Source organism: Burkholderia sp. BCC0398 (assembly GCF_902833245.1).
Lineage (GTDB): Bacteria > Pseudomonadota > Gammaproteobacteria > Burkholderiales > Burkholderiaceae > Burkholderia > Burkholderia sola.
The window spans coordinates 806009-827083 of record NZ_CADFEM010000001.1; the positions used below are offsets into that span (position 1 = coordinate 806009).

The 21075-nt window shown below is 67.0% G+C and carries 20 protein-coding genes and 1 tRNA gene; 13 read left to right on the plus strand and 8 right to left on the minus strand.

Annotated features, from left to right (window positions below):
- The first annotated feature begins 145 nt into the window (after positions 1-145).
- Positions 146-661, plus strand: coding sequence for a shikimate kinase (locus HWX76_RS03475; RefSeq protein ID WP_089489073.1), 516 nt, complete (start codon positions 146-148; stop codon positions 659-661).
- 78 nt (positions 662-739) lie between these two features.
- Here the strand turns inward: HWX76_RS03475 and HWX76_RS03480 are convergent, their stop codons facing one another.
- Positions 740-2050, minus strand: coding sequence for an MFS transporter (locus tag HWX76_RS03480; RefSeq protein WP_050018244.1), 1311 nt, complete (start codon positions 2048-2050; stop codon positions 740-742).
- A gap of 169 nt (positions 2051-2219) precedes the next feature.
- Positions 2220-3302, minus strand: a complete 1083-nt coding sequence (locus tag HWX76_RS03485) for a tartrate dehydrogenase (RefSeq protein WP_050018246.1) — start codon at positions 3300-3302, stop codon at positions 2220-2222.
- A 108-nt stretch (positions 3303-3410) separates the two neighbouring features.
- Here HWX76_RS03485 and HWX76_RS03490 point away from each other — a divergent pair, with 108 nt between their 5' ends.
- Complete coding sequence (locus HWX76_RS03490) at positions 3411-4331, plus strand: LysR substrate-binding domain-containing protein (RefSeq protein ID WP_124630815.1); 921 nt, start codon at positions 3411-3413, stop codon at positions 4329-4331.
- A 225-nt stretch (positions 4332-4556) separates the two neighbouring features.
- Here HWX76_RS03490 and HWX76_RS03495 read toward each other — a convergent pair whose 3' ends face one another.
- The 3 genes from HWX76_RS03495 to HWX76_RS03505 form a co-directional block, all read right to left on the minus strand.
- A complete protein-coding gene (locus HWX76_RS03495; protein ID WP_050014509.1) occupies positions 4557-5561 on the minus strand; it encodes a LysR family transcriptional regulator in 1005 nt (334 codons plus the stop codon).
- Between the two features lie 113 nt (positions 5562-5674).
- The gene (locus tag HWX76_RS03500) at positions 5675-6094 is read right to left on the minus strand and encodes a hypothetical protein (RefSeq protein ID WP_050014507.1); all 420 of its coding nucleotides are present in this window, start codon (positions 6092-6094) and stop codon (positions 5675-5677) included.
- Positions 6095-6214: 120 nt separating this feature from the next.
- A complete protein-coding gene (locus HWX76_RS03505) occupies positions 6215-7015 on the minus strand; it encodes a helix-turn-helix transcriptional regulator (protein ID WP_050014505.1) in 801 nt (266 codons plus the stop codon).
- Between the two features lie 167 nt (positions 7016-7182).
- Between HWX76_RS03505 and HWX76_RS03510 the strand changes: the two genes are divergently transcribed.
- Positions 7183-7809, plus strand: coding sequence for a LysE family translocator (locus HWX76_RS03510; protein ID WP_089489071.1), 627 nt, complete (start codon positions 7183-7185; stop codon positions 7807-7809).
- 13 nt (positions 7810-7822) lie between these two features.
- The gene (locus HWX76_RS03515; RefSeq protein WP_050014521.1) at positions 7823-8575 is read left to right on the plus strand and encodes a class I SAM-dependent methyltransferase; all 753 of its coding nucleotides are present in this window, start codon (positions 7823-7825) and stop codon (positions 8573-8575) included.
- 36 nt (positions 8576-8611) lie between these two features.
- On the opposite strand, the gene rtcR is transcribed toward HWX76_RS03515, so the two are convergent.
- On the minus strand, positions 8612-10228 hold the full coding sequence (gene rtcR, locus HWX76_RS03520; RefSeq protein WP_050014502.1) for an RNA repair transcriptional activator RtcR: 1617 nt from the start codon (positions 10226-10228) through the stop codon (positions 8612-8614).
- A 339-nt stretch (positions 10229-10567) separates the two neighbouring features.
- On the opposite strand from rtcR, the gene HWX76_RS03525 reads away from it, so the two are divergent.
- The 3 genes from HWX76_RS03525 (at position 10568) to HWX76_RS03535 (ending at position 12037) form a co-directional block, all read left to right on the plus strand.
- Positions 10568-10640, plus strand: a tRNA-Phe gene (locus tag HWX76_RS03525).
- A 21-nt stretch (positions 10641-10661) separates the two neighbouring features.
- Positions 10662-10919: a hypothetical protein gene (locus HWX76_RS03530; RefSeq protein WP_124595474.1), complete on the plus strand. Its 258-nt coding sequence runs from the start codon at positions 10662-10664 to the stop codon at positions 10917-10919.
- Complete coding sequence (locus tag HWX76_RS03535; RefSeq protein ID WP_050014519.1) at positions 10898-12037, plus strand: slipin family protein; 1140 nt, start codon at positions 10898-10900, stop codon at positions 12035-12037. The genes HWX76_RS03530 and HWX76_RS03535 overlap by 22 nt, the downstream gene beginning before the upstream one ends.
- Before the next feature lie 79 nt (positions 12038-12116).
- On the opposite strand, the gene HWX76_RS03540 is transcribed toward HWX76_RS03535, so the two are convergent.
- Positions 12117-13169, minus strand: a complete 1053-nt coding sequence (locus HWX76_RS03540) for an RNA-guided endonuclease TnpB family protein (RefSeq protein ID WP_089489069.1) — start codon at positions 13167-13169, stop codon at positions 12117-12119.
- A 92-nt stretch (positions 13170-13261) separates the two neighbouring features.
- Between HWX76_RS03540 and HWX76_RS03545 the strand changes: the two genes are divergently transcribed.
- The 6 genes from HWX76_RS03545 (at position 13262) to HWX76_RS03570 (ending at position 20501) form a co-directional block, all read left to right on the plus strand.
- Positions 13262-14485 (plus strand): RtcB family protein, encoded by a 1224-nt coding sequence (locus tag HWX76_RS03545; protein WP_050014499.1) that lies wholly within the window; start codon positions 13262-13264, stop codon positions 14483-14485.
- Between the two features lie 55 nt (positions 14486-14540).
- Complete coding sequence (locus HWX76_RS03550; RefSeq protein ID WP_089489067.1) at positions 14541-15356, plus strand: nucleotidyltransferase domain-containing protein; 816 nt, start codon at positions 14541-14543, stop codon at positions 15354-15356.
- A gap of 262 nt (positions 15357-15618) precedes the next feature.
- The gene (locus HWX76_RS03555; protein ID WP_176015486.1) at positions 15619-16767 is read left to right on the plus strand and encodes a DUF1176 domain-containing protein; all 1149 of its coding nucleotides are present in this window, start codon (positions 15619-15621) and stop codon (positions 16765-16767) included.
- A gap of 62 nt (positions 16768-16829) precedes the next feature.
- Entirely contained in the window at positions 16830-18125 is a 1296-nt protein-coding gene (locus tag HWX76_RS03560) for a hypothetical protein (RefSeq protein ID WP_050014497.1), read from the plus strand.
- A 192-nt stretch (positions 18126-18317) separates the two neighbouring features.
- Positions 18318-19613, plus strand: coding sequence for an aminotransferase class I/II-fold pyridoxal phosphate-dependent enzyme (locus HWX76_RS03565; RefSeq protein WP_124679444.1), 1296 nt, complete (start codon positions 18318-18320; stop codon positions 19611-19613).
- A gap of 162 nt (positions 19614-19775) precedes the next feature.
- Complete coding sequence (locus HWX76_RS03570; RefSeq protein ID WP_050014495.1) at positions 19776-20501, plus strand: hypothetical protein; 726 nt, start codon at positions 19776-19778, stop codon at positions 20499-20501.
- A 22-nt stretch (positions 20502-20523) separates the two neighbouring features.
- Here HWX76_RS03570 and HWX76_RS03575 read toward each other — a convergent pair whose 3' ends face one another.
- Positions 20524-21027: a hypothetical protein gene (locus HWX76_RS03575; RefSeq protein ID WP_176015487.1), complete on the minus strand. Its 504-nt coding sequence runs from the start codon at positions 21025-21027 to the stop codon at positions 20524-20526.
- Positions 21028-21075 lie beyond the last annotated feature (48 nt).

Genomic DNA, 21075 nt, shown 5'->3' on the forward strand with positions numbered 1-21075 from the left:
TGAGATACCGAGGAAGAGTAACGGCGGGGCGACGCCTTTCTTTAGGGTGCTTTATCGAATAATTTCTCTAATCGCTTCGGAGTCGACATTACAAATAGATTTCACGTCGAGGCACAATGAAGGTGTCCGATTCATCCTGCTCCTCATGTCCTCTACATCGACGAACACACCGCTCACCGTCATCCATCTGAACGGACCGATCAACAGCGGCAAGACGACGATCGGCCGCGCACTCGCACGCGTGCTGCCCGATGCGCGCTTCATCGACGGCGACGATCACGACGCGCCTGAAGATGCGCCGTTCGACGTGCAATGGGCCATTGCGCTGGAGCGACTGGTCACGCAGATCGCGCAAGCGCGCGAACGCCACGTCGTAATCGCCTATCCAATCGGCGGGGCGGAATTCGAGCGGCTGCGCGCGGCGTGCGATGTACGCGATGCACGATTGTTCGTCGTCACGCTGGCACCGCCCGAAGCGGTCGCGGCATCGAATCGCGGCACACGTGCACTGACGGACTGGGAGCGGCAACGGATCGCGCAGATGTATCGGGAAGGATATGCATCGCGCGCGTTCAGCGATTGCGTGATCGATACATCGAACGCGTCGGCCGACGCGTGCGCGGCGGAGATCGCTCGCCTCGCGGCACTTCCCGCGCATTGACGCGGCTGCTTCGGTCGTGCGCCGTCGTCAGCGCACCGCATGCACGTCCGGATGCATGCCCGCGGACGCGCACCACGCTCAATGATGCTGCCGCACCCCCGACACGACCTGCTCCCGCGCCCCCTTCCGGCTCAACATCAACGTCACCACCGCCGACACCGCGAGCGTCCCCGCGACCACATACAACCCCGCCGCATACCCGCCCGTCACATGCTTGAGCCAGCCGATCGCGAACGGCCCGACGAACCCGCCGAGATTGCCGATCGAATTGATCATCGCGATCCCCGCCGCCGCGCCGGCCCCCGACAGGAACGCGCTCGGCATCGCCCACAGCGGCGCCTTCGCGGCACTGATCCCGATGTTGACGACCACCAGCGCCAGCACGGTCAGCAACGCCGTGCTCGCCTGCCCCGCGAACACGAAGCCGACGCAGGCCAGCACGCACGGAATCACGACGTGCCACGTGCGCTCGGCGGTGCGATCCGAATGCCGCGCCCACCCGATCATCGCGACCACGGCGGCGATGCTCGGAATGCCGGTCAGCAGGCCCGTCTGCAACGCGGTGAAGCCGAACTGCTTGACCATCAGCGGCGCCCACAGGCCGAGCGTATAGAGCCCCGCCGACGTGCCGAAGTAGATCAGCGCGAGCGCCAGCACACGCGGGTCGCGCAGCGCCTGCCACGCACCGGCCGTATGCCCGGCATGCGTGTGGCGCGCGTCCGCTTCCGCCTTCAGCTTCGCGATCAGCCAGTCGCGTTCGTCGGCGCGCAGCCACGCGGCCTGCGACGGCGCATCGGTCAGGCGCTTCAGCACGACGAAGCCGAGCACGACCGCCGGCAGCGCTTCGACGATGTACAGCATCTGCCAGTCGGCCAGCCCGAACATCGGCGGCATCTGCATGATCGCGCCCGACAGCGGCGAACCGATCGCGGTCGAGATCGGCGCGGCCGCCATGAACCACGCGGCGGCCACCGCACGCTGCTTCGCGGGAAACCACAGGCTCAGGTACAGGATGATGCCGGGGAAGAAGCCGGCTTCCGCGATGCCGAGCAGAAAGCGCAGCACGTAGAAGCTCGTCGGTCCGGCCGCGAACGCGGACACCGCCGACACGATTCCCCACGTGATCATCACGCGTGCGATCCAGATGCGCGCGCCGACGCGATGGAGAATCAGGTTGCTTGGCACTTCGAACAGAAAGTAGCCGATGAAGAACAGGCCGCCGCCGAACCCGAATGCGGTCGGCGACAGGCCGATCGCCTTGTTCATCGTCATCGCCGCGAAGCCGACGTTGACGCGATCGAGAAAGCTGACGAAGTAAAGCAGCATCACGAACGGAATGATGCGCCACATCAGTTTCCGCGCGACGCGGGTTTCCAGATCCGCTTGCATGTGTCTCCTCCTTCGAGGTCGGGCCGTGCGCCGTCGGTCGATGGACCTCGAGCGCCGGCCGGCGCCCGGCTCGCGTCGCATGCGCGAGTCGCGGGCTGAAAATGCGTGAGTGGAGCGAGCGGGCGGCGCTCGGCTGCGCGCACGCGCGGCCGTCACCGCGTCGCTGCCGTCAGGCCGCGACCGCCGCGTTCGCGACGCGCTCGCAGACGGCCGCCGTCACCTGCGCGGTCGTCGCGCTGCCGCCGAGGTCGCGCGTGTGCAGCGACGGGTCGGCCGTCACGGCCTCGATCGCGTGCATCACGCGCGCGGCGGCATCCGCCTCGCCGAGATGTTCGAGCAGCATCACGACCGACCAGAACGTGCCGACCGGATTCGCGAGTCCCTTGCCCATGATGTCGAACGCGGAGCCGTGGATCGGCTCGAACATCGACGGATAGCGGCGCTCGGGATCGATGTTGCCGGTAGGCGCGATGCCGAGGCTGCCCGCGAGCGCGGCGGCGAGATCGCTGAGGATGTCCGCGTGCAGGTTGGTCGCGACGATCGTGTCGAGCGACGCCGGGCGGTTGACCATGCGCGCGGTCGCCGCGTCGACGAGTTCCTTGTCCCACGTCACGTCGGGGAATTCCTGTGCGATCTGCTTCGCGATCTCGTCCCACATCACCATCGCATGCCGCTGCGCGTTGCTCTTCGTGATCACGGTCAGCAGCTTGCGCGGCCGCGACTGCGCGAGCCGGAACGCGAAACGCATGATGCGTTCGACGCCGGCGCGCGTGAGGATCGACACGTCGGTCGCGGCCTCGATCGGATGGCCCTGGTGCACGCGGCCGCCAACGCCCGCGTATTCGCCTTCGGAGTTCTCGCGGACGATCACCCAGTTCAGGTCGTCCGGCCCGCAGCGTTTCAGCGGCGCGTCGATGCCCGGCAGGATGCGCGTCGGGCGCACGTTCGCGTACTGGTCGAAGCCCTGGCAGATCTTCAGGCGCAGGCCCCACAACGTCACGTGGTCGGGTACGTCCGGGTCGCCCGCGGAGCCGAACAGGATCGCGTCCTTGCCGCGCAGCGCGTCGAGGCCGTCGGCCGGCATCATCGCGCCGTGCCGGCGGTAGTAATCGGCGCCCCAGTCGAAATCCTCGAACGCGAACGCAAAGCGGTCGCTGCCGCGGGCCAGCGCTTCCAGCAACTGCTTGCCGGCAGGCACCACTTCCTTGCCGATGCCGTCGCCGGGAATCGTTGCGATACGGTAGGTCTTCACGCGGACATCCTCCATTGATCGTGAGCGTGAACGCACTTTATCGAACTGGAAGTACAGAAACCGGGGCTATACTCAAAGCATCTTTAACTTCAATTCACGAATCCCGTCATGGCGGATACCGTCCAGCCGGCCGATCTCGGCTTCTTTTCGACGCTGGCTGCGTCGGGCAGCCTGAGCGCGGCCGCGCGCGAACTCGGGCTGACCGCGGCGGCCGTCAGCAAGCGGCTCACGCAGATGGAGCGGCGCGCGGGCGTGACGCTCGTCAACCGCACGACGCGGCGGATGATGCTGACGCCGGAAGGCGACGTGTACCTCGACTATGCGCGCCGGATCCTCGATCAGATGGACGAGCTCGGCGAACTGCTCGGCAGCGCGAAGCAGCGGCCGAAAGGCCTGCTGCGCGTGAACGCGACGCTCGGTTTCGGGCGCAGCCACGTCGGCCCGGCGATCTCGCGCTTCGTCGCGCGCTATCCGGAGGTATCGGTGCAACTGCAGTTGTCGGTGATGCCGCCGCCGCTCACGGACGACGCGTTCGACGTGTGCATCCGCTTCGGCGAACCGCCCGATACGCGCGTCGTCGCGCGGCGGCTCGCGCCGAACCGCCGGCTGCTGTGCGCGGCGCCCGCGTATCTCGCGCGGCACGGGACGCCCGGCACGCCGCACGACCTGACGCGGCACAACTGCATCGGCATCCGGCAGGGCGACGAAGGTTACGGCGTGTGGCGCCTGACGAGCGGACGCGGTGCGGCCCGCCACACGGAAGCCGTGCGGATCAACGGCAACCTGACGACGAACGACGGCGAGATCGCGGTGAAGTGGGCGCTCGACGGACACGGGATCCTGATGCGCGCGGAATGGGATCTGCGCGACTATCTCGCCGACGGCAGGCTGGTCGTCGTGCTGCCCGAGCACGAAACGCCGAGCGCCGACATCTACGCGGTGTATGCGCAGCGTCACCAGATGTCCACGCGGATTCGCGCGTTCGTCGATTTCGTGGCGGAGGATTTGGGGCGGTTTAGGGTGGTGTAAGGCGGGTATTCCGCACCCCATGCGGGTCGGCTGTCGGTGCTGCGGGCATGCGCACGCCTGCGCCTCTCCGTATGCCGCTGCACTGCTGGCCCCGCAGCATACGATGTAAATATTCCGGCGAATTTCGTGCCAAATCGCCAAAATATTTACATCCTCCGATACGGATCAAAGGCCAGCGCCTGCCACCTCGCAACCGCTTGAGGACCTTCCGTCCGCATACCGCCGTCAAGCCACCGCTACGAGCCCGCTGTAGCGATCGCCGGCAGCGACTGCACCCGGCAGCGCCGGCCGCCACCCCACCGCCCCCGCCGCCGCCAGTCCCGCCTGCTCATACCCGGCCTGCACGAAGCGCTCCGCGATCCAGTCGACGAACGCCCGCACGCCGGGCGACACATGCGGGCGCTTCACATAGACGGCCGACACCGCGAGCGCATCGGGTTGCCAGCGCGGCAGCACTTCCCGCAACCGCCCCGCGTCGATCAGCGGCTGCGCGGCGACGCGCGTCGGCTGGATCAGCCCGAGGCCGTGCACGCCGCAGGCGAGATACGCCTGCTCGTCGTCCACGCTGACGATGCCGTCGAGTTGCACCTTGCGCACCGCGTCGTCCATCACGAATTCGAGCTCGGCCGGACGCTGGCCGAACACGTGCGACCCGGCTACCGCGCGATGCGCGTCCAGATCGTCGGGCGTGCGCGGCACGCCGAAGCGCTCGAGATACGCGGGGCTCGCGCACGTCACGCGCTCGAGCGAGCCGAGCCGGCGTGCAACGAGCGACGAATCGGGCAGCGCACCGAGCCGGACGCTGCAGTCGATCGCGTCGCCGATGCGATCGCCCGCGCGCCCGGCCATGGCGAGCATCAGTTCGAGATCGGGATGTCGTGCATGAAATTCGCCGAGCGCGGCCAATACGATCGCGCCCGCCACCGACGCCGGCAATTCGACGCGCAACGGCCCGCTCGGATGCAGCGCGGCGCCGCGGATGCTCGCTTCGAGCTCGTCGACGTCCGCGGTGATGCTGACGCAGCGCCGGTAATACGCATCACCTTCGGGCGTCGCCCGCAACGCGCGCGTCGTGCGCACCAGCAGCGGCATGCCGAGCGCCGCTTCGAGTTCCTGCACGGTGCGCGTCGCGGTGGCGCGCGAAATGCCGAGCGCCTGCGCCGCGCGCGTGAAGCTGTTCATTTCGACGATGCGCGTGAAGATGCGCATCGCGCGGATCGGATTGTCCACCCAACACCTCTGCGTGGTTGCGATATGTCGCGGCGCGCGTTCGCGCACCGTGCGTGCGTGTCAATATCGACGTCGATGTCGACGCAAGCCGCGCGACCCGCGCGGCCGTCGGGTCAGGCGTTCGCCGCCGCGACGCCGGGCGCCGGTTCGGCGAGCAGCCGTTGCGCGAGCGCCAGTGCGTCGTCGCGGCTCGCCGCCGCGTTCAGCGGATAGCCCCAGACCTTCTCGAAGGCGCCCGAAAAGGCATTGAGCGCCACGCGCCGCGCCGCGTTGGGCTCGATCGCGATCATCCCGGGGATCCGTTCGCGCGACAGCGCACGGTTGGCCTTGCTCCACTTCGCGAGCTGTTTGCGCATCTCGTGATCGTTGTCCGCGCGATCGTCGCCGGACGGGGCATCGTCGGTCAGCAAGACGAAGCGTTCGCGGCGCGCGAGCAGCGCGTCGAGTTCGGCAATCAGGCGGGCGGGATCGGTGTGGGTCGAGCCGCTGTAACGCAGCCAGACAAACGGGAATTCAGTCGTGACGATTTGCATGTCGACCTCCAGATGAGAACGATTCTCATCTTATGGATCGAGACCCGATGCGTCATTTCTCATCCCGGCCAACTGCTTTTTCAATCCGGCCAAACGTGTGCGAGCGCGCAGCGTAGGCGTTCAGCGTTGCCGGTCGGTCAGGTATTGCGTCGGCGACTTGCCGGTCGCCTTGCGGAACATCGTGACGAAACTGCTCGCGCTCTCGTAGCCGAGATCGATTGCGATCTGATGCACGCGGCGGCCGGTCGTCAGCATCCGCAACGACAGCGCGACGTGCAGCCGACGGCGCCAGTCGCCCAGGCTCATGCCGAGTTCCTTCGTCGCGAGCCGCGTGAGGCTGCGCTCGCTGATGCCCGCGCGCCGCGCGAGTTCGGCCAGCGGCGACTTGTCGGCCGGATCGTCGAGCAGATGGTCGATCAGCTTGCGCAGCCGGCGGTCGGCCGGCATCGGCAGGTACAGATCCTCGATCGGCGCCGCGACGAGTTCGTCGAGCAGCGTCGCCACCAGCCGCCCCTGCGGCCCGTCGACGTCGTACAGGTTCGGGAAGCTGGCCGCCTTCAGCAGCAGTTCGCGCAACAGCGGCGACATGGCCAGCGTGCAGCAGCGCGTGGGCAGCTCGAGCGCCGCGTCGGGTTCGACCAGTACCGCGTAGAAAGTCGCGCCGGCCGAGCCGCGCGCCGCATGCGGGACATCGCCCGGAATCCAGACCGTGCATTGCGGCGGCGCAGTCCACACGCCGCCGTCGATCTCGCAATAGACGACGCCGCTCAACGTGTAGAGCAGTTGCGCCTGACGATGGCTGTGCCGCTCGAGCCGCCATTCGGGCTCGACGACCGAGCCGCCGAACACGACGAGCGGACGCGGCACGTGATAGACGTCGGCGTCCGCGGCGGGATCGGTGATCGGTGGAAGGTCGCGCATGGAACGACGGGCTGTAAAGAAGGCCGGACGCCGGCGCGCCCTGTCGTGCTTATACCAGAAAGGCGCCGGCGCGGCCGCGCCGTTTGAAAACGGCCGTCTGCGGCCGCGCGCCGAACCGAATACAATGCGCCGATCCCCTGCCGCTGCGCCAACCTGCCGGAGCCGCCATGTTCGACCTGACCACGCTGACCACCTTCACGGCCGTCGTTCTGGGCCTGTTCCTGATTCCCGGTCCCGCCGTGCTGCTCGTGCTGAGCCGCACCGTGCAGGGCGGCCGCAAGACCGGCATCCTGACCGGCCTCGGCGTCGCGAGCGGCGACTTCGTGCATACGCTGTTCGCGGCCGTGGGGCTGTCCGCGCTGCTGATGACGTCGGCACTCGCGTTCAACGTCGTGAAGCTGGCCGGCGCCGCGTACCTGATCTACCTCGGCGTGCGCGCGCTGCTCGAGAAGGCGGCCGACCCGTCGCTGCCGCAGGTGTCGCCCGTCACGCCGCTCAGGGCGTACTTGCAGGCGATTCCCGCCGAAGTGCTGAATCCGAAAACCGCGCTGTTCTTTCTCGCGTTCATGCCGCAGTTCGTGCATCCGGAGCGCGGTTCGACGTTCGTGCAGTTCGCGGTGCTCGGGCTGATCTTCGTCGTGCTCAGCTCGCTCTACACGACACTGATCGCGTGCTCGATCCGCCCGCTCGGCCGCATCGTGAAGCGGCTCACGTGGCTCACGCGCTGGCAGGGCAAGATCATCGGCTCGATCTTCATCGCGCTCGGGCTGCGCGTGGCCGTGCAGCAGCGCTGATGTGCGCGGCTGCATGACGCGCGCCGACGCGGACCTGCTCTACACCGACCCGCGCCTCGTCGCGGTGTACGACGTGTTCAACGCGGGCGATCGGGACTTCGCGTTCTACGCGGCCACGATCGGCGCCGCCGGGCAACGCATCCTCGATCTCGGCTGCGGCACCGGCACGTTCGCGCGACGGCTCGCGGCAGCCGGGCATGACGTCGTCGCGATCGATCCCGCACCGGCGATGATCGATTACGCGCGGCGCCAGCCGGGTGCCGACGCGGTACGCTGGCTCGCGTGCGCACTCGACGGCCTGCCGCCCGGCGCGCCGTTCGATGCGGTCGCGATGACCGGGCACGCGTTCCAGTGCCTGCTGACCGACGACGACATCGATGCGACGCTGCGCGGCGTGCGACGCGTGCTCGCCGACGGCGGCCGCTTCCTGTTCGACACCCGCAACCCGCGTATCGAACCGTGGCGAACATGGACACCCGCGCAGTCGGCACGCAGCGTCGAGTCACACGCATTCGGCATCGTCGATCTCCATCACGCGGTGCGGGCGATCGACGGCGCGATCGTGACGTTCGACACGCATTACCGCTTCCGTCGCGACGATACGGTGCTGACGAATACGAGCCGGCTGCGTTTCATCGCTCGATCCGAATTGCAGGCCCGCGTGACGGCGGCCGGCTTCGCGTCGGCCGACTGGTGCGGCGATTGGGACCGTGCCCCGTTCGACGAGGCGACCAGCGCGGAGATCATCGCGATCTGCCGCGCGTAACGGGCGCAGCGCAGACATCACGCGCCCCTCTCGTCATCACACGCCGTCGAGCGCGCGCCGCACCCCGTCCCAATCGAGCCCGAACCGCGCGAGATACTTGCGCAATCGGTCCGCATCATTCGGCTGCTTCTTGCTCTTCCGCGACACCGCGAACAGCGTGCGCCCGGCTTCCGACAGGCTCGCCGACGTGCGGCACACGTCGAGCACGCGTTCGAGCTGCGCGCGGTCGAACAGGTCGAGCTCCGCCGCCCGCGCACCGAATACCGCGTCGACGCATGCATCGGACGCCCCCGCACCACCCGGCGACGACCACGTGCGCGTCAGCCGCTCGACTTCCTGCTCGGCGAGCGCCTCGGTAATCCGCCCCGCATCGGCCAGCGTCGCCATCCGCGTGACCGAGGCCGACAGCTCGCGGAAGTTGCCGGCCCACGTCGCGCGCGGCGACGCCGCGAACGCGAGATAGCGCCGCTTCGCCTCCACGTTGAACCGCACCTGCTCGCCCTGCTCGCGGCCGAAACGGTCGAGCTCGAATTCGAGGTTCGGCTCGATGTCCTCGCGGCGCTCGGCGAGTCCCGGCAGTTCGTAGGTCCACAGATTGATCCGCGCGTAGAGATCCTCGCGGAACGTACCGGCAGCCACCATCTGCCGCAGGTCGCGATGCGTGCCCGCGATCAGCTCGAAATCGCTGCTCGCCTCGACGTCCGCGCCCACCGGCAGGAAGCGCTTTTCCTCGATCGCCTTCAGCAGCATCGCCTGTTCGTCGAGCCCGAGTTCGCCGATTTCGTCGAGAAACAGCAGCCCACCGTCCGCTGCGCGCAGCAGCCCCGCGCGCGCCGACTGCGCGCCCGTGAACGCGCCTTTCACGTGACCGAACAGCGTCGACATCGCCGCGTCGCCGCGCAGCGTCGCGCAGTTGACCTCGATGAACGGCCCCGCGAGCCGGTGCCGGCCGCGCTTCAGTTCGTACACGCGCTTCGCGAGAAACGACTTGCCGGCACCCGTCGGCCCGACCAGCAGCATCGGCGCGCGCGACCGCACGGCCACGCGCTCCAGTTGCTCGATCAGCGCGTTGAAACGCGCGTTGCGCGTCGCGATGCCGGCCTTCAGGAACGACACCGTTTCGTCGCGCTCGCGCGTGAAGCGCTGCGCGATCCGGTTGTAGCGCGACAGGTCGAGATCGATCACCGAGATCGTGCCCGGCCCGCTCGGCCCTTCGTCCGTCCGCTGCGGCGGCCCCGTCTGCACGAGACGCGCGGGCAGGTAGCGCGCTTCCGCCAGCAGGAACCAGCAGATCTGCGCGACGTGCGTGCCGGTCGTGATGTGGATCAGGTAATCCTCGTGCTCGAGGTCGAACGGATACGCGCGTGCGTAATCGTGCAGCGTCGCATAGACCTCCTCGAAATCCCACGGATCGTGGATCGTGACCGGCGTGAGCCGCACGTCGGTGTGCGGCGACACGCGCGCGAGATCGTCCCGCACCTGGTTGGCGAGACGCGTGTAGTCCAGCGAATGCAGCAGTTCGAGCCGGTCGATCGGCAGGCCGGGCTGCTCGCACAGCGAAATCGTCGGCCGCCATTTGCGGTAACGGCGCGGCGCGCGGCCGCCCTGGTCGAGTACGGTGCCGAGAAAACCGATCGCGACGGTTTTGCGCATGTTTATCTCATGGGATAAGAAGCGATCCGATTGTATCGGATATTCATGGCGGCGCGGTGCAACGAGCGTTGCCAGCAGGCCGCGCCAAATAAAAAAATTCCCTTTATTTTCAATCGCCTGGGAAATTTCACGAAAGCCCACGCCCGCACTGGCACGCTCCTCGCTAAATAGAAGACGCCGGATGTCCCGCTGGCCCACGAGCCAGGGTTCAACAAGCCCTGCTGGTGCGCCGCCGCCGAACCTCGTTCGTCGCGGCAGCGCATGCCGCCATGGACAGACGAAGGCAAAGGGGCGCGCGCCAGGATGCTTCGCCCGGGTTCGAATCCCGGGGCGCCCCATTGTTCGGAAGCTCAGTCAGGTGGAGCAGCCGGCGAAAGCCGGCCGGTGGCGGGTTCGAATCCCGCTCGAACGCTGTCCGCAAGGACGGTCTCGTATGAAAGCAGTACCCGCCGGTGCGGGCCGCAAGGCCCGCCGCGCGTCCGACCGGTTGCGGTTCCGCGCGATCGCGCCGGGCGGCCGCACGGCCCGCGCGAATGCGCACGACGACGCGATGCAGGACGCGTCGCCATGCGCTTCGACGCCGGCCAGCGTGCCGCCCGCCCGATTGCGTCGCACCGCGATCCGCCCGATGCGCGTCACCCGGCGGCCATTGAAGAAAAGGACAAGAATATGTGGATGCGACATGTCGTAAAAAAGAACGAACGCGCGCTGCTGATGAGCGAAGGCGATTTCGTGAAGGTGCTCGAACCGGGTGTGTTCAAGGCCTTCGATCCGTTCAAGCGCCTGTCGGTGCAGACCGCGCGTCTCGATGCGCCGCTCGCCGACGAAGCGCTGGCCGATTACCTGCGTCACGACGCACAGGATGTGCTCGCGCAGCATTTCGTCGCGATGGATCTCGCCGACGACGAAGCCGGCCTGCGCTACGAAGACGACGTGCTCGTCGAGATCCTGGCGCCCGGCACGCGCCGGCTGTACTGGCGTGGCCTGACCGCGCATCGGCTGGAGCGCATCGATCTCGCGCAGGACAGCATGCTGCCCGCCGCGCTCGTGAAGCGCATCGCGCAACCGTCGCTGCGTGCGCGCGGCGTGGCGGGGCTCACGAGCGTGCTGCTGGCTCAGGTGCCGGCGTACCACGTCGGTGTACTGAAGATCGACGGCAAGATCGAGCGGGTGCTGGACGCGGGTACGTCGGCGTTCTGGCGCTTCAACCGCGACGTCGCGGTCGAACTCGTCGATCTGCGCTTGCAGGCGATCGAAGTCGGCGGGCAGGAAATCCTGACGCGCGACAAGGTCGCGCTGCGGCTGAACCTGTCGGCGACGTGGTGCTATGCGGACGTGCTGCACGCGTTCGGCCAGTTGCAGAAGCCGGTCGAACACCTGTATCGCGAACTGCAGTTCGCGCTGCGTTCGGCGGTCGGCACGCGCTCGCTCGACGCGCTACTGGAGGACAAGCAGTCGCTCGACGACGTCGTGATTGCGCAAGTACGCGCCCGCCTCGACGATTCAGGCGTGGACGTGCGCAGCGTCGGCGTGAAGGATATCGTGCTGCCGGGCGACATGAAGACGATCCTCGCGCAGGTGGTCGAAGCGGAGAAGTCCGCGCAGGCGAACGTGATTCGCCGCCGCGAGGAAACGGCGGCCACGCGTTCGCTGCTGAACACCGCGAAGGTGATGGAAGAGAACCCGACCGCGCTGCGACTCAAGGAGCTGGAAACGCTCGAGCGCGTCGCGGAACGGATCGACCGCATCTCGGTGTTCGGCGGTCTCGACCAGGTGCTGAACGGACTCGTCAGCATCAAGGGCGCGTAATGCAGGAGCCGGCGCGGCGCACGTGTATCGCGCCGGACCCCGAAATGAATCAGGTGAAGCAATTGACGTCCTCGTCCACCTAAAGGCGGAGGATTCCCACACCTGGCGATGCACGTCCGCATCGGAGAATGTTCAGCGCAGCGTTGATATCACGATCATGCACGAGACCACAGTCACTGCAGGCCCATTCTCTTATTCTCAGTCCCGCGATACCTTTCGGCCGCGTCGTGCTGTCTTTCGATCCGCACGACGAACAGGACTGGGTCGAACCGCTTTCGTCCACTTCCTCGAACGTGGCCCCGTGCGCGATCGCTTTGTAGCGGAGCTTGTTTCGGAAGGACGACCAGGATGCGTCGTAGACGCTCTTCGCCATCCTGGCTCTGGCGAGTTTTGCGGCCGACACGTTGCCGACCGCGATGTAATCAAAACGCCGCACCAGATCGAGCGCGAGCTTATGCTGGAAATCGGCGCGGGCATTCGCGACCTTGGCGTGCAGCTTCGCGATATGCCGCTTGTGCTTTCGCGCCCGTTGCGCTTTCGCGAGTTTCTCGGCCGCGCATCGACCGAACCGATCGTTAGGCAGCTTCTCGCCGGTCGAAAGTGTGGCGAAGTCTTTCAGACCGAGATCGATGCCGACGCCGGAACGGATTGGGCGGGCCTGAACATCGGGCATCTCGATCACGATGTTCAAGAACCAATTACCGCGCGCATCCTGCGCAAAGTTGGTTCCGTCCTTGATCTTGCCTTCGGGAAGCGCCCGGCTGTTGAACACGCGAAACGTGTTGCCGGCGAAACGAAACGCGTCGCCCTCGCGCTTCAGGTCACGGCCCTTCAGCGGCACCCAACCCAGCGATTTCCTGCCGCGATAGCGCAGGTAGGGCCGACGGTGCTGACTGCGCGACTTCGCATATTGCTCGCACGTGGCGTTGATCGTACCGGAGTGGATACCGAGCGCCTTGCTGCTGCCGGTGGTGAGCATATTCAGGTCGAAGCCGGTCGGCCACTTCTTGCTCCATTTGAGCGCGTGCTTCTGCGTATCGTTGCAAAAGTTCCAGACGTAGTTCACCGCGCGGCTCTGCTTGTTAAGCAGTCCGTTGAGCGACTTCACCCGGTAGCGGTAGACAAGAATCATGCCGGTGATCCTACCCCGTGGGAGAAGCCGCCTGTCAACAGCACCCCTTTCCTTCCCGCCATCAATGGCGGGGTTTCCCGGAGCAAATTCTGATGAATGACATCGAATATCAGGTGATGGAACTGGCGAACGGCAAGCCGGTGAAGATGTGGACGCAAGGCGTCGCCGTCGAAGAGGAAGCGCGCACGCAACTGCGCAACACCGCGCAGATGCCGTTCATCTTCGGCCACGTCGCGGTGATGCCGGACGTTCACCTCGGCAAGGGCTCGACGATCGGCAGCGTGATTCCGACGAAGGGCGCGATCATTCCGGCCGCGGTCGGCGTCGACATCGGCTGCGGGATGATGGCCGCGCGCACGACGCTGACCGCGTCCGACCTGCCGGATTCGCTGGGTGGGCTGCGCAGCGCGATCGAGCGCGCGGTCCCGCACGGCCGCGCGCCGGGCCGCCGCGATCCGGGCGCATGGGGCGATCGCACGCCGGCCGCCGTGACCGACGCGTGGAAGTCGCTGCAACCGGGTTTCCAGCGGATCGTCGACAAGTATCCGAAGCTGGAAAAGACGAACCACTACGCGCATCTCGGCACGCTCGGCACCGGCAACCACTTCATCGAAGTGTGCATCGACGAAGCGGACCGCGTGTGGTTCATGCTGCACAGCGGCTCGCGTGGCGTCGGCAATGCGATCGGCAGCCTGTTCATCGAACTCGCGCAGGCCGACATGCGCCAGCACATCGCGAACCTGCCGGATCGCAACCTCGCGTATTTCACCGAAGGCAGCCGGCACTTCGACGATTACGTCGAGGCGGTCGGCTGGGCGCAGGACTACGCGCGACGCAACCGGCAGGCAATGATGGACGCGGTGATCGGCGCGGCGCGCGGCGTGATCGGCACACCGTTCTCGGTCGACGAGCACGCGGTGAACTGCCACCACAACTACGTGCAGCGCGAACGCCACTTCGGCGAAGACGTGCTCGTCACGCGCAAGGGCGCGGTGTCCGCGCAGAAGGGGCAGCTCGGGATCATCCCGGGCTCGATGGGCGCGAAGAGCTTCATCGTGCGCGGGCTGGGCAATCCGGAAAGCTTCTGCTCGTGCAGCCACGGTGCGGGCCGGACGATGAGCCGCACCGAAGCGAAGCGCCGCTTCACGGCCGACGATCAGGCGAAGGCGACGCAGGGCGTCGAATGCCGGAAGGACGCGGGCGTCGTCGATGAAATCCCGATGGCCTACAAGGACATCGACGCGGTGATGGCGGCCCAGCGCAGCCTCGTCGAAGTGATGCATACGCTGCGCCAGGTGGTGTGCGTGAAGGGATAGTGCGGTATGCGGCCGATGGCCGGCGGCCGCGCACAACGAAAGGAAAACGACAACGATGAAAACCGACAAGACGATGACGACCGTACGCAGCGCGCATCCGGTCGACCCGGCGGTGCGGGCGCGCGTGATGGCGGAGCTCGCGGAAGTCGAGCGCCGCCACGATGTAAGCGTGCTGTTCGCGTGCGAATCGGGCAGCCGCGGCTGGGGATTCGCGTCGCCGGACAGCGATTACGACGTACGCTTCGTGTACGCACACCGGCGCGACTGGTACCTGAGCGTCGAACCGCAACGCGACGTGATCGAACGGCCGCTCGACGACGAGCTCGACGTCAGCGGCTGGGAATTGCGCAAGGCGCTGCAACTGCTGCGACGCTCGAATCCGACGCTGCTCGAATGGCTCGACTCGCCCGTCGTGTATCGCGAAGACGCGCGCTGGGCGCCGCGGCTCAGGTCGCTGGCATCGGCGTTCTTCTCGCCGGTACGAGGGCGTCATCACTACCTCGCGATGGCGAAGAAGAATTTTCGTGGCTATCTGCAAGGCGACACGGTGCGTTACAAGAAGTACCTGTACGTGCTGCGGCCGCTGCTCGCGGTGCGCTGGATCGACATGGGGCTCGGCATGCCGCCGATGCGTTTCGCGGATCTCGTCGACGGCACCGTGCATGAGCCGGCTGTGCGCGCGGAGCTCGATGCGTTGCTCGCGCTGAAGATGAGCGCGAACGAAAGCGAATACGGGCCGCGCCGACCGGCGATCCACGCGCTGGTCGAGACGATGCTCGCCGATGCCGAACACGACCGCGAATACAAGCGGCCGTGGGGCGACGTGGCGATGCTCGACGCGTTCCTGCGCGACGTGGTCGACGGCCGATGAAACGTGAACGGCGCGATGCCTCCGGGGATCGCGCCGTTTTTGCATCGGCACTCGTCCGATCTATGCAGGCCAGGCAGCAACGTCCGTGCCCGCATACTACGTGTCGTCGTCACGATCGCAGCGCATGGCGGCGGTATACTCGATGCCGTTCGCCAATGCGCGCCGCTGCATGCGCCGCAGCCTTCGACCTGCCCCGCTTGCTGACGATGCGCTTGCAGTCCGACGTCTTCCGCCCGCCCATCCACAGTCGATACGAACCGTCATGTCGCACCGCCTTTCGCTCGCCATCGCCGCCCTCCTCGCCGTTTCCCCGTTCGTTGCCGAGGCTCGCCCGCTCGCGCGGCCGCCGGTCGAACGCGACTTCAAGAACTGGTCGGTCGTCTGCGACAACGGCAACCGCTGTATCGCGGAAAGCCACGCCGACGATATCGACGACGCACGCACCGGCCTGATCCTCCGCGTGACGCGCGATGCCGGCCCGGACGCGCAAGCCTCGCTCGACCTCTACGCGTCGGCGCCGATCGACTTGCGCACCGCACGCGTGGATGGCCGGCCGTTCGATGCGATGCCGGCGCAATGGCATGCGTTCGGCGACAAGAGCGACGACGACGCCCGCCCGCTCCGGATCCGGACCAGCGATCCAGCAACGGTGGCCGCGTGGCTGGCCGCGGCGCGTAATGCGCAACTGCTGAGCGTCGGCGATCCGGCCACGACGTCCACCGCACGCACGCCGTTGTCGGGATTGAATGCCGCGCTGCTGCTGATCGACGACACGCAGGGCCGCGTCGGTACGGTCACGGCACTGCTGCGCCCGGGCACCCGGCCGGCATCGTCGGTGCCGGCCGCGCCCGCGTTGCCGCCCGCCGTCACGCCCGCGCCGCCGCCTCCCTCGGCCCTGTCGGCCGCCGAACAGCGTCCGCTCGTCGATGCGGTGCTCGCGAAATTCGGCAGCGACGTGAAGCAATGTGCGGCCGACGTCGAAGACGAAATGTCGGCGAGCGACCGCAGGAAAGCGTCGCGTGCCGTCGCGATTTCGTCCGACGAGGCGCTCGTCGCGATCCCGTGCCAGACCAGCAGCATGTATAACCACACCGATCTGTGGTATCGCGTGCGGCGAACTGCGCCGTATGCGCCGGCCGCGATGAACTTCGGCGAGAACGCGAACGCGGGCCTCGATTCAGCGTCGTTCGCAAACGAATTGACCGACGCCGGCTACGATCCCGCCAGCGCGACGCTGTCGAGCAAGGTGAGGCTGCGCAGTGCCGGCGATTGCGGCTCGACCGCATCGTGGATCTTCGACGGCCGGCGCTTCATGCTCGGCGATATCGCGACGCACGGCGCATGCAACGGCCTGTTCGACGATCAATGGCCGCGCCTGTATCGACGGGCCGATGCGGCCGGAAGCCGCTGACGCACGTATCGCACCGAAACACGCCTGCAGAGATAACCCATAACAAAACGAGGGGCCGAACCATGCATCACCCGTTCATCGCCGCATCGCGCCACGCGGCTGCGACGCGGCGCACGCGAGGCCGGCGCAGCGCGCTTGCGTTCGCGCTGATCGCCGTCACCGCATTCGTGTCGCTGCCGTCGCGCGCGGCAGACGCCGACGGGGCGGTCGAGATCCCGTTCTGGTCGCGCGACTGGACCGGCACGATCGGCAATCGCCATGTCGAAGTGTCTTTGTCGCGCGTCGCCGATACGATATCCGGCTGGTACTGCTACGCGCCATGCGCGTCCGACAAGCGCTATCGGCTTGCGTTGAAGGGTTCGCTCGATCCGCACGGCACGACGCTGTCGGAACGCGACAGCGGCGCGAAGACGAATGCCGATCGCGTGACGGGCACGTGGCGCGCCGCTTCGTTCGACAATGCGGTCACCGGCACATGGACCGCCCCGGACGGCAAGCGCACATTCCCTGTCTCGCTCGCGCAGAAGCGCGTAGGCAGACCATTCCCCTACGACATCCGCCTCGTCGCCGACCATCTGCCGGACGATGGCGGTTCGTGCAACGACGCGCCGCAGGTCACCGCGATCCGCTTGTACGATCACGACCGTCTCGTGCAGACGCTCAAGACCGATTCGCGAGGCACCTGCAACCTGTTCACACCGGATTTCGCCGACGTGAACTTCGATGGCTGGCCCGACCTGATGCTCGCACAGTCGATGGGGGCCGGCCCGAACATTCCGTATCAGACGTGGATCTTCAACCCGAAGACGCGGCGCTTCGTCGATGCGCCGCAGGGACTGCAAGACATCACGTCGCCGGATTTCGATCCGGTTCACCGGATCATCTGGACGGGCTGGCGCGCGAGCTGCTGCGAGCATGGCGTGACGACCTACCGCTGGCAGGGCAACGACGTGAAGGAGGTCGATTCCGCCAGCAGCTACTTGCTGCCGGTGCTCGACGGGAACACGCGCCGCTATTGCTACGTCGTGCCCGGCTACGACAACGGCCATATCGAGTATCCGCAACGCATCGAGCAGGCCGATACCGGGCTGCGCTCGACGCTGGGTGCGCTGAAGGACTGCGAAGTGGGTGATTCGCCGCAGATGTCGCGCGTGTATATCGACATCTGGAAACCGGGTGCGCCGGGCAGCGCCCCGACGCTCGTGCGTACCGAAAAGGTCGCTTGGAAACGTACGTCAACGCGCGCCGGCACGAAGTTCTGCCCGGACGTGCCGTTCTACGACAATGGCCGCATCCGCCGCATCCTGTTGCGCGACGATCCCGACCAGTGCAGCGACTCGAATCCCGACAAGAGCTAGTGCGCGGTGCGCCCGCGAGGGCGTACCGGCGTCGCGTCACGCGGTGCCGACGATCGTCTGCGGAAAAACGCATTCTATGCGGCGCGTCCCCATAAGCAACCAACGATTCGTTCTAAGGGCAGCCGCACACGTGCTCCTATAATCGCCGGACGGCAGGCCCCCTCGACCTTCACAACAACAAACGGAGCAACCATGACCGATCAGGCCCATTCGAACTGGCGTCTCGAAACCATCGCCGTGCACGGCGGCTATCGTCCCGACCCGACCACGCGCGCGGTCGCCGTCCCGATCTACCAGACCGTTGCGTACGCATTCGACGACACGCAGCACGGCGCCGACCTGTTCGACCTGAAGGTCCAGGGCAACATCTACACGCGGATCATGAATCCGACGACGGACGTGCTCGAGCAGCGGATCGCCGCGCTCGAGGGCGGCATCGGCGCGCTCGCGCTCGCGTCGGGGCAGTCCGCCGTCACTTACGCGATCCAGACGATCGCCGAAGCCGGCGACAACATCGTATCCGCGAGTTCGCTGTACGGCGGCACCTACAATCTGTTCGCGCACACGCTGCCGCAGTACGGGATCACCACGCGCTTCGCCGATCCGCGCGACCCCGCGTCGTTCGAGCCGCTGATCGATGCGCGCACGAAGGCGATCTTCGCGGAATCGGTCGGCAACCCGCTCGGCAACGTCACCGACATCGCCGCGCTCGCCGAGGTCGCGCATCGCCACGGCATCCCGCTGATCGTCGACAACACGGTGCCGTCGCCGTACCTGCTGCGCCCGTTCGAGCACGGCGCCGACATCGTCGTGCACTCGCTGACGAAGTATCTCGGCGGCCACGGCACGAGCCTCGGCGGCGCGATCGTCGATTCGGGCAAGTTTCCGTGGGCCGAACACGCGGACCGCTTCAAGCGACTGAACGAGCCGGACGTCAGCTATCACGGCGTCGTCTATACCGAAGCGTTCGGACCGGCCGCGTATATCGGCCGCGCCCGCGTGGTGCCGCTGCGCAACATGGGCGCGGCGATCTCGCCGTTCAATGCATTCCAGATCCTGCAGGGCATCGAGACGCTCGCGCTGCGGGTCGAGCGGATCAGCGACAACGCGCTGAAGATCGCGCAGCATCTCGCGCGCCACGAGCACGTCGAATGGGTGAACTACGCGGGCCTGCCCGATCACCCCGACCATCCGCTCGTCGCCCGCTACCTGTCGGGCCGTGCGCCGGGCATCCTGACATTCGGCGTGAAGGGCGGTCGCGACGGCGGCGCGAAGTTCCAGGACGCACTGAAGCTGTTCACGCGACTCGTCAACATCGGCGATACGAAGTCGCTCGCGACGCACCCGGCATCGACCACGCACCGTCAGCTGTCGCCGGCCGAGCTCGCGAAGGCCGGCGTGAAGGAAGAAACGGTGCGGCTGTCGATCGGCATCGAGCATATCGACGACCTGCTCGCCGATCTCGACCAGGCGCTCGTGCAGCTTTGAGCGGAACGGGCGCACCGGCTTGCCGGTGCGCCCGCATCGAACCGCTTGACCCTGGAGCGGCTTCAAGGTGTTCAATCTCCGGTTGATGCCCGGGCGACGCCCGGCGCGTACGATCGTGCCACGCAGCGTCCGACTGCGACGCGCCAACCGCCGAGAGGACTCATGACACCGACCGCAAAGCTCGCGCTGCTCACGTTACCGCCCGTGCTGGCGGCCTGTTTCGGCGCGCTCGCGGCCGCGTGGCGTGCGCCCGGCCCGAAAACGTCGAGCGTGATCCAGCATTTCACCGGCGGCATCGTATTCGCGGCCGCCGCGCTCGAACTGCTGCCGCAGGACCGCGCGCATGCGTTGTTTCCGGTCGTCGTCGGCTTCGTGCTCGGCATCGCGCTGATGCTGGCGATCCGCGCGCTGTCGGGCGCGATCGAGACGCGCTTCGAGCAAGCGCGTTTGCCGGTGAGTCTGATCATCGTCACCGCGATCGACCTCGTCGTCGACGGCCTGGTGCTCGGCATCGCCTTTTCCGCGAGCGACGAAAGCGGCATCATCCTGACCGTCGCGCTGACGCTCGAGGTGCTGTTCCTCGCGCTGTCGGTCAGCGCGGCGCTGGCCGCGGCCGGCATCGGCCGCATGCTGTCGATCGTCGTGCCGGTCGCGCTCGCGGCGCTGCTGAGCGTCGCGGCCGTGGCCGGCAATGCGGCGTTCGCGGGGTTGCCCGCGAACGTCTATGCGGTGCTCCTGGGATTGGGCACCGTCGCGCTGTTGTACCTCGTCACCGAAGAATTGCTGGTCGAAGCGCACGAGGTGCCGGAAACGCCGTTCGCGACGGCAGCGTTCTTCATCGGCTTCATCGTGTTCTTCCTGATCGAAGGATCGGTGAAGGCCGGGTAGGCCGCGCGCAACGGCGTGGTGGCTACCATGTCGTCGCGCCGGTCGGATAAGTGTCGACGATACGCGTGCCGTTGACCGGCGTGACACCCGCGTTGCGCAGTGTGGTCCACAGGTCGATCGCATGTTCGCGCGATTTGCGGCTGCCATCGTCGGTCAATACGTTCAGCGCGATCACTTGATCGCGCGTCGTCAGCTGCAGTTGTTCCTTCAGCTTGCGTGACTGATGCGACGCAGTGCGGACGTCACCGAGCATGATCCGTTTCTCCGTGATGGTCGGCTCGTCACCGGGATCGGCCGGCACGAACGTCAGCCGGCCGTTGTCGATCTCGCATTGCCCGCGCGCGAACGTCGCGGTCCACGCGCCGGCCGGCACGGCCGCGAACTCGCAGCGCATTTTCTCGTTCGCGCGGATGCCGAGGTCGTGCGCCGGCGCGTGCGACAGCGCACGTTCCGGCCAGCCAGCCGCCATCGCGGCCGTCGACGTCAGGCACGCCGCCAGCACGATTCCTTTCGCGATATTGCGCATCGCACGCTCCTTTTCCGTAAATGCGGCCGACGGGCGTCGTCCCGGTCG

Coding starts and splice junctions, on each gene's coding strand:
- HWX76_RS03550 (WP_089489067.1), top strand. CDS start 14,541: ATGAAAACCGACAAGACGATGACGACCGTACGCAGCGCGCATCCGGTC.
- HWX76_RS03545 (WP_050014499.1), top strand. CDS start 13,262: ATGAATGACATCGAATATCAGGTGATGGAACTGGCGAACGGCAAGCCG.
- HWX76_RS03480 (WP_050018244.1), bottom strand. CDS start 2,050: ATGCAAGCGGATCTGGAAACCCGCGTCGCGCGGAAACTGATGTGGCGC.
- HWX76_RS03515 (WP_050014521.1), top strand. CDS start 7,823: ATGACGCGCGCCGACGCGGACCTGCTCTACACCGACCCGCGCCTCGTC.
- HWX76_RS03505 (WP_050014505.1), bottom strand. CDS start 7,015: ATGCGCGACCTTCCACCGATCACCGATCCCGCCGCGGACGCCGACGTC.
- HWX76_RS03510 (WP_089489071.1), top strand. CDS start 7,183: ATGTTCGACCTGACCACGCTGACCACCTTCACGGCCGTCGTTCTGGGC.
- HWX76_RS03575 (WP_176015487.1), bottom strand. CDS start 21,027: ATGCGCAATATCGCGAAAGGAATCGTGCTGGCGGCGTGCCTGACGTCG.
- HWX76_RS03500 (WP_050014507.1), bottom strand. CDS start 6,094: ATGCAAATCGTCACGACTGAATTCCCGTTTGTCTGGCTGCGTTACAGC.
- HWX76_RS03530 (WP_124595474.1), top strand. CDS start 10,662: ATGAAAGCAGTACCCGCCGGTGCGGGCCGCAAGGCCCGCCGCGCGTCC.
- HWX76_RS03560 (WP_050014497.1), top strand. CDS start 16,830: ATGCATCACCCGTTCATCGCCGCATCGCGCCACGCGGCTGCGACGCGG.
- HWX76_RS03570 (WP_050014495.1), top strand. CDS start 19,776: ATGACACCGACCGCAAAGCTCGCGCTGCTCACGTTACCGCCCGTGCTG.
- HWX76_RS03540 (WP_089489069.1), bottom strand. CDS start 13,169: ATGATTCTTGTCTACCGCTACCGGGTGAAGTCGCTCAACGGACTGCTT.
- HWX76_RS03555 (WP_176015486.1), top strand. CDS start 15,619: ATGTCGCACCGCCTTTCGCTCGCCATCGCCGCCCTCCTCGCCGTTTCC.
- HWX76_RS03490 (WP_124630815.1), top strand. CDS start 3,411: ATGGCGGATACCGTCCAGCCGGCCGATCTCGGCTTCTTTTCGACGCTG.
- HWX76_RS03565 (WP_124679444.1), top strand. CDS start 18,318: ATGACCGATCAGGCCCATTCGAACTGGCGTCTCGAAACCATCGCCGTG.
- HWX76_RS03475 (WP_089489073.1), top strand. CDS start 146: ATGTCCTCTACATCGACGAACACACCGCTCACCGTCATCCATCTGAAC.
- HWX76_RS03535 (WP_050014519.1), top strand. CDS start 10,898: ATGTGGATGCGACATGTCGTAAAAAAGAACGAACGCGCGCTGCTGATG.
- rtcR (WP_050014502.1), bottom strand. CDS start 10,228: ATGCGCAAAACCGTCGCGATCGGTTTTCTCGGCACCGTACTCGACCAG.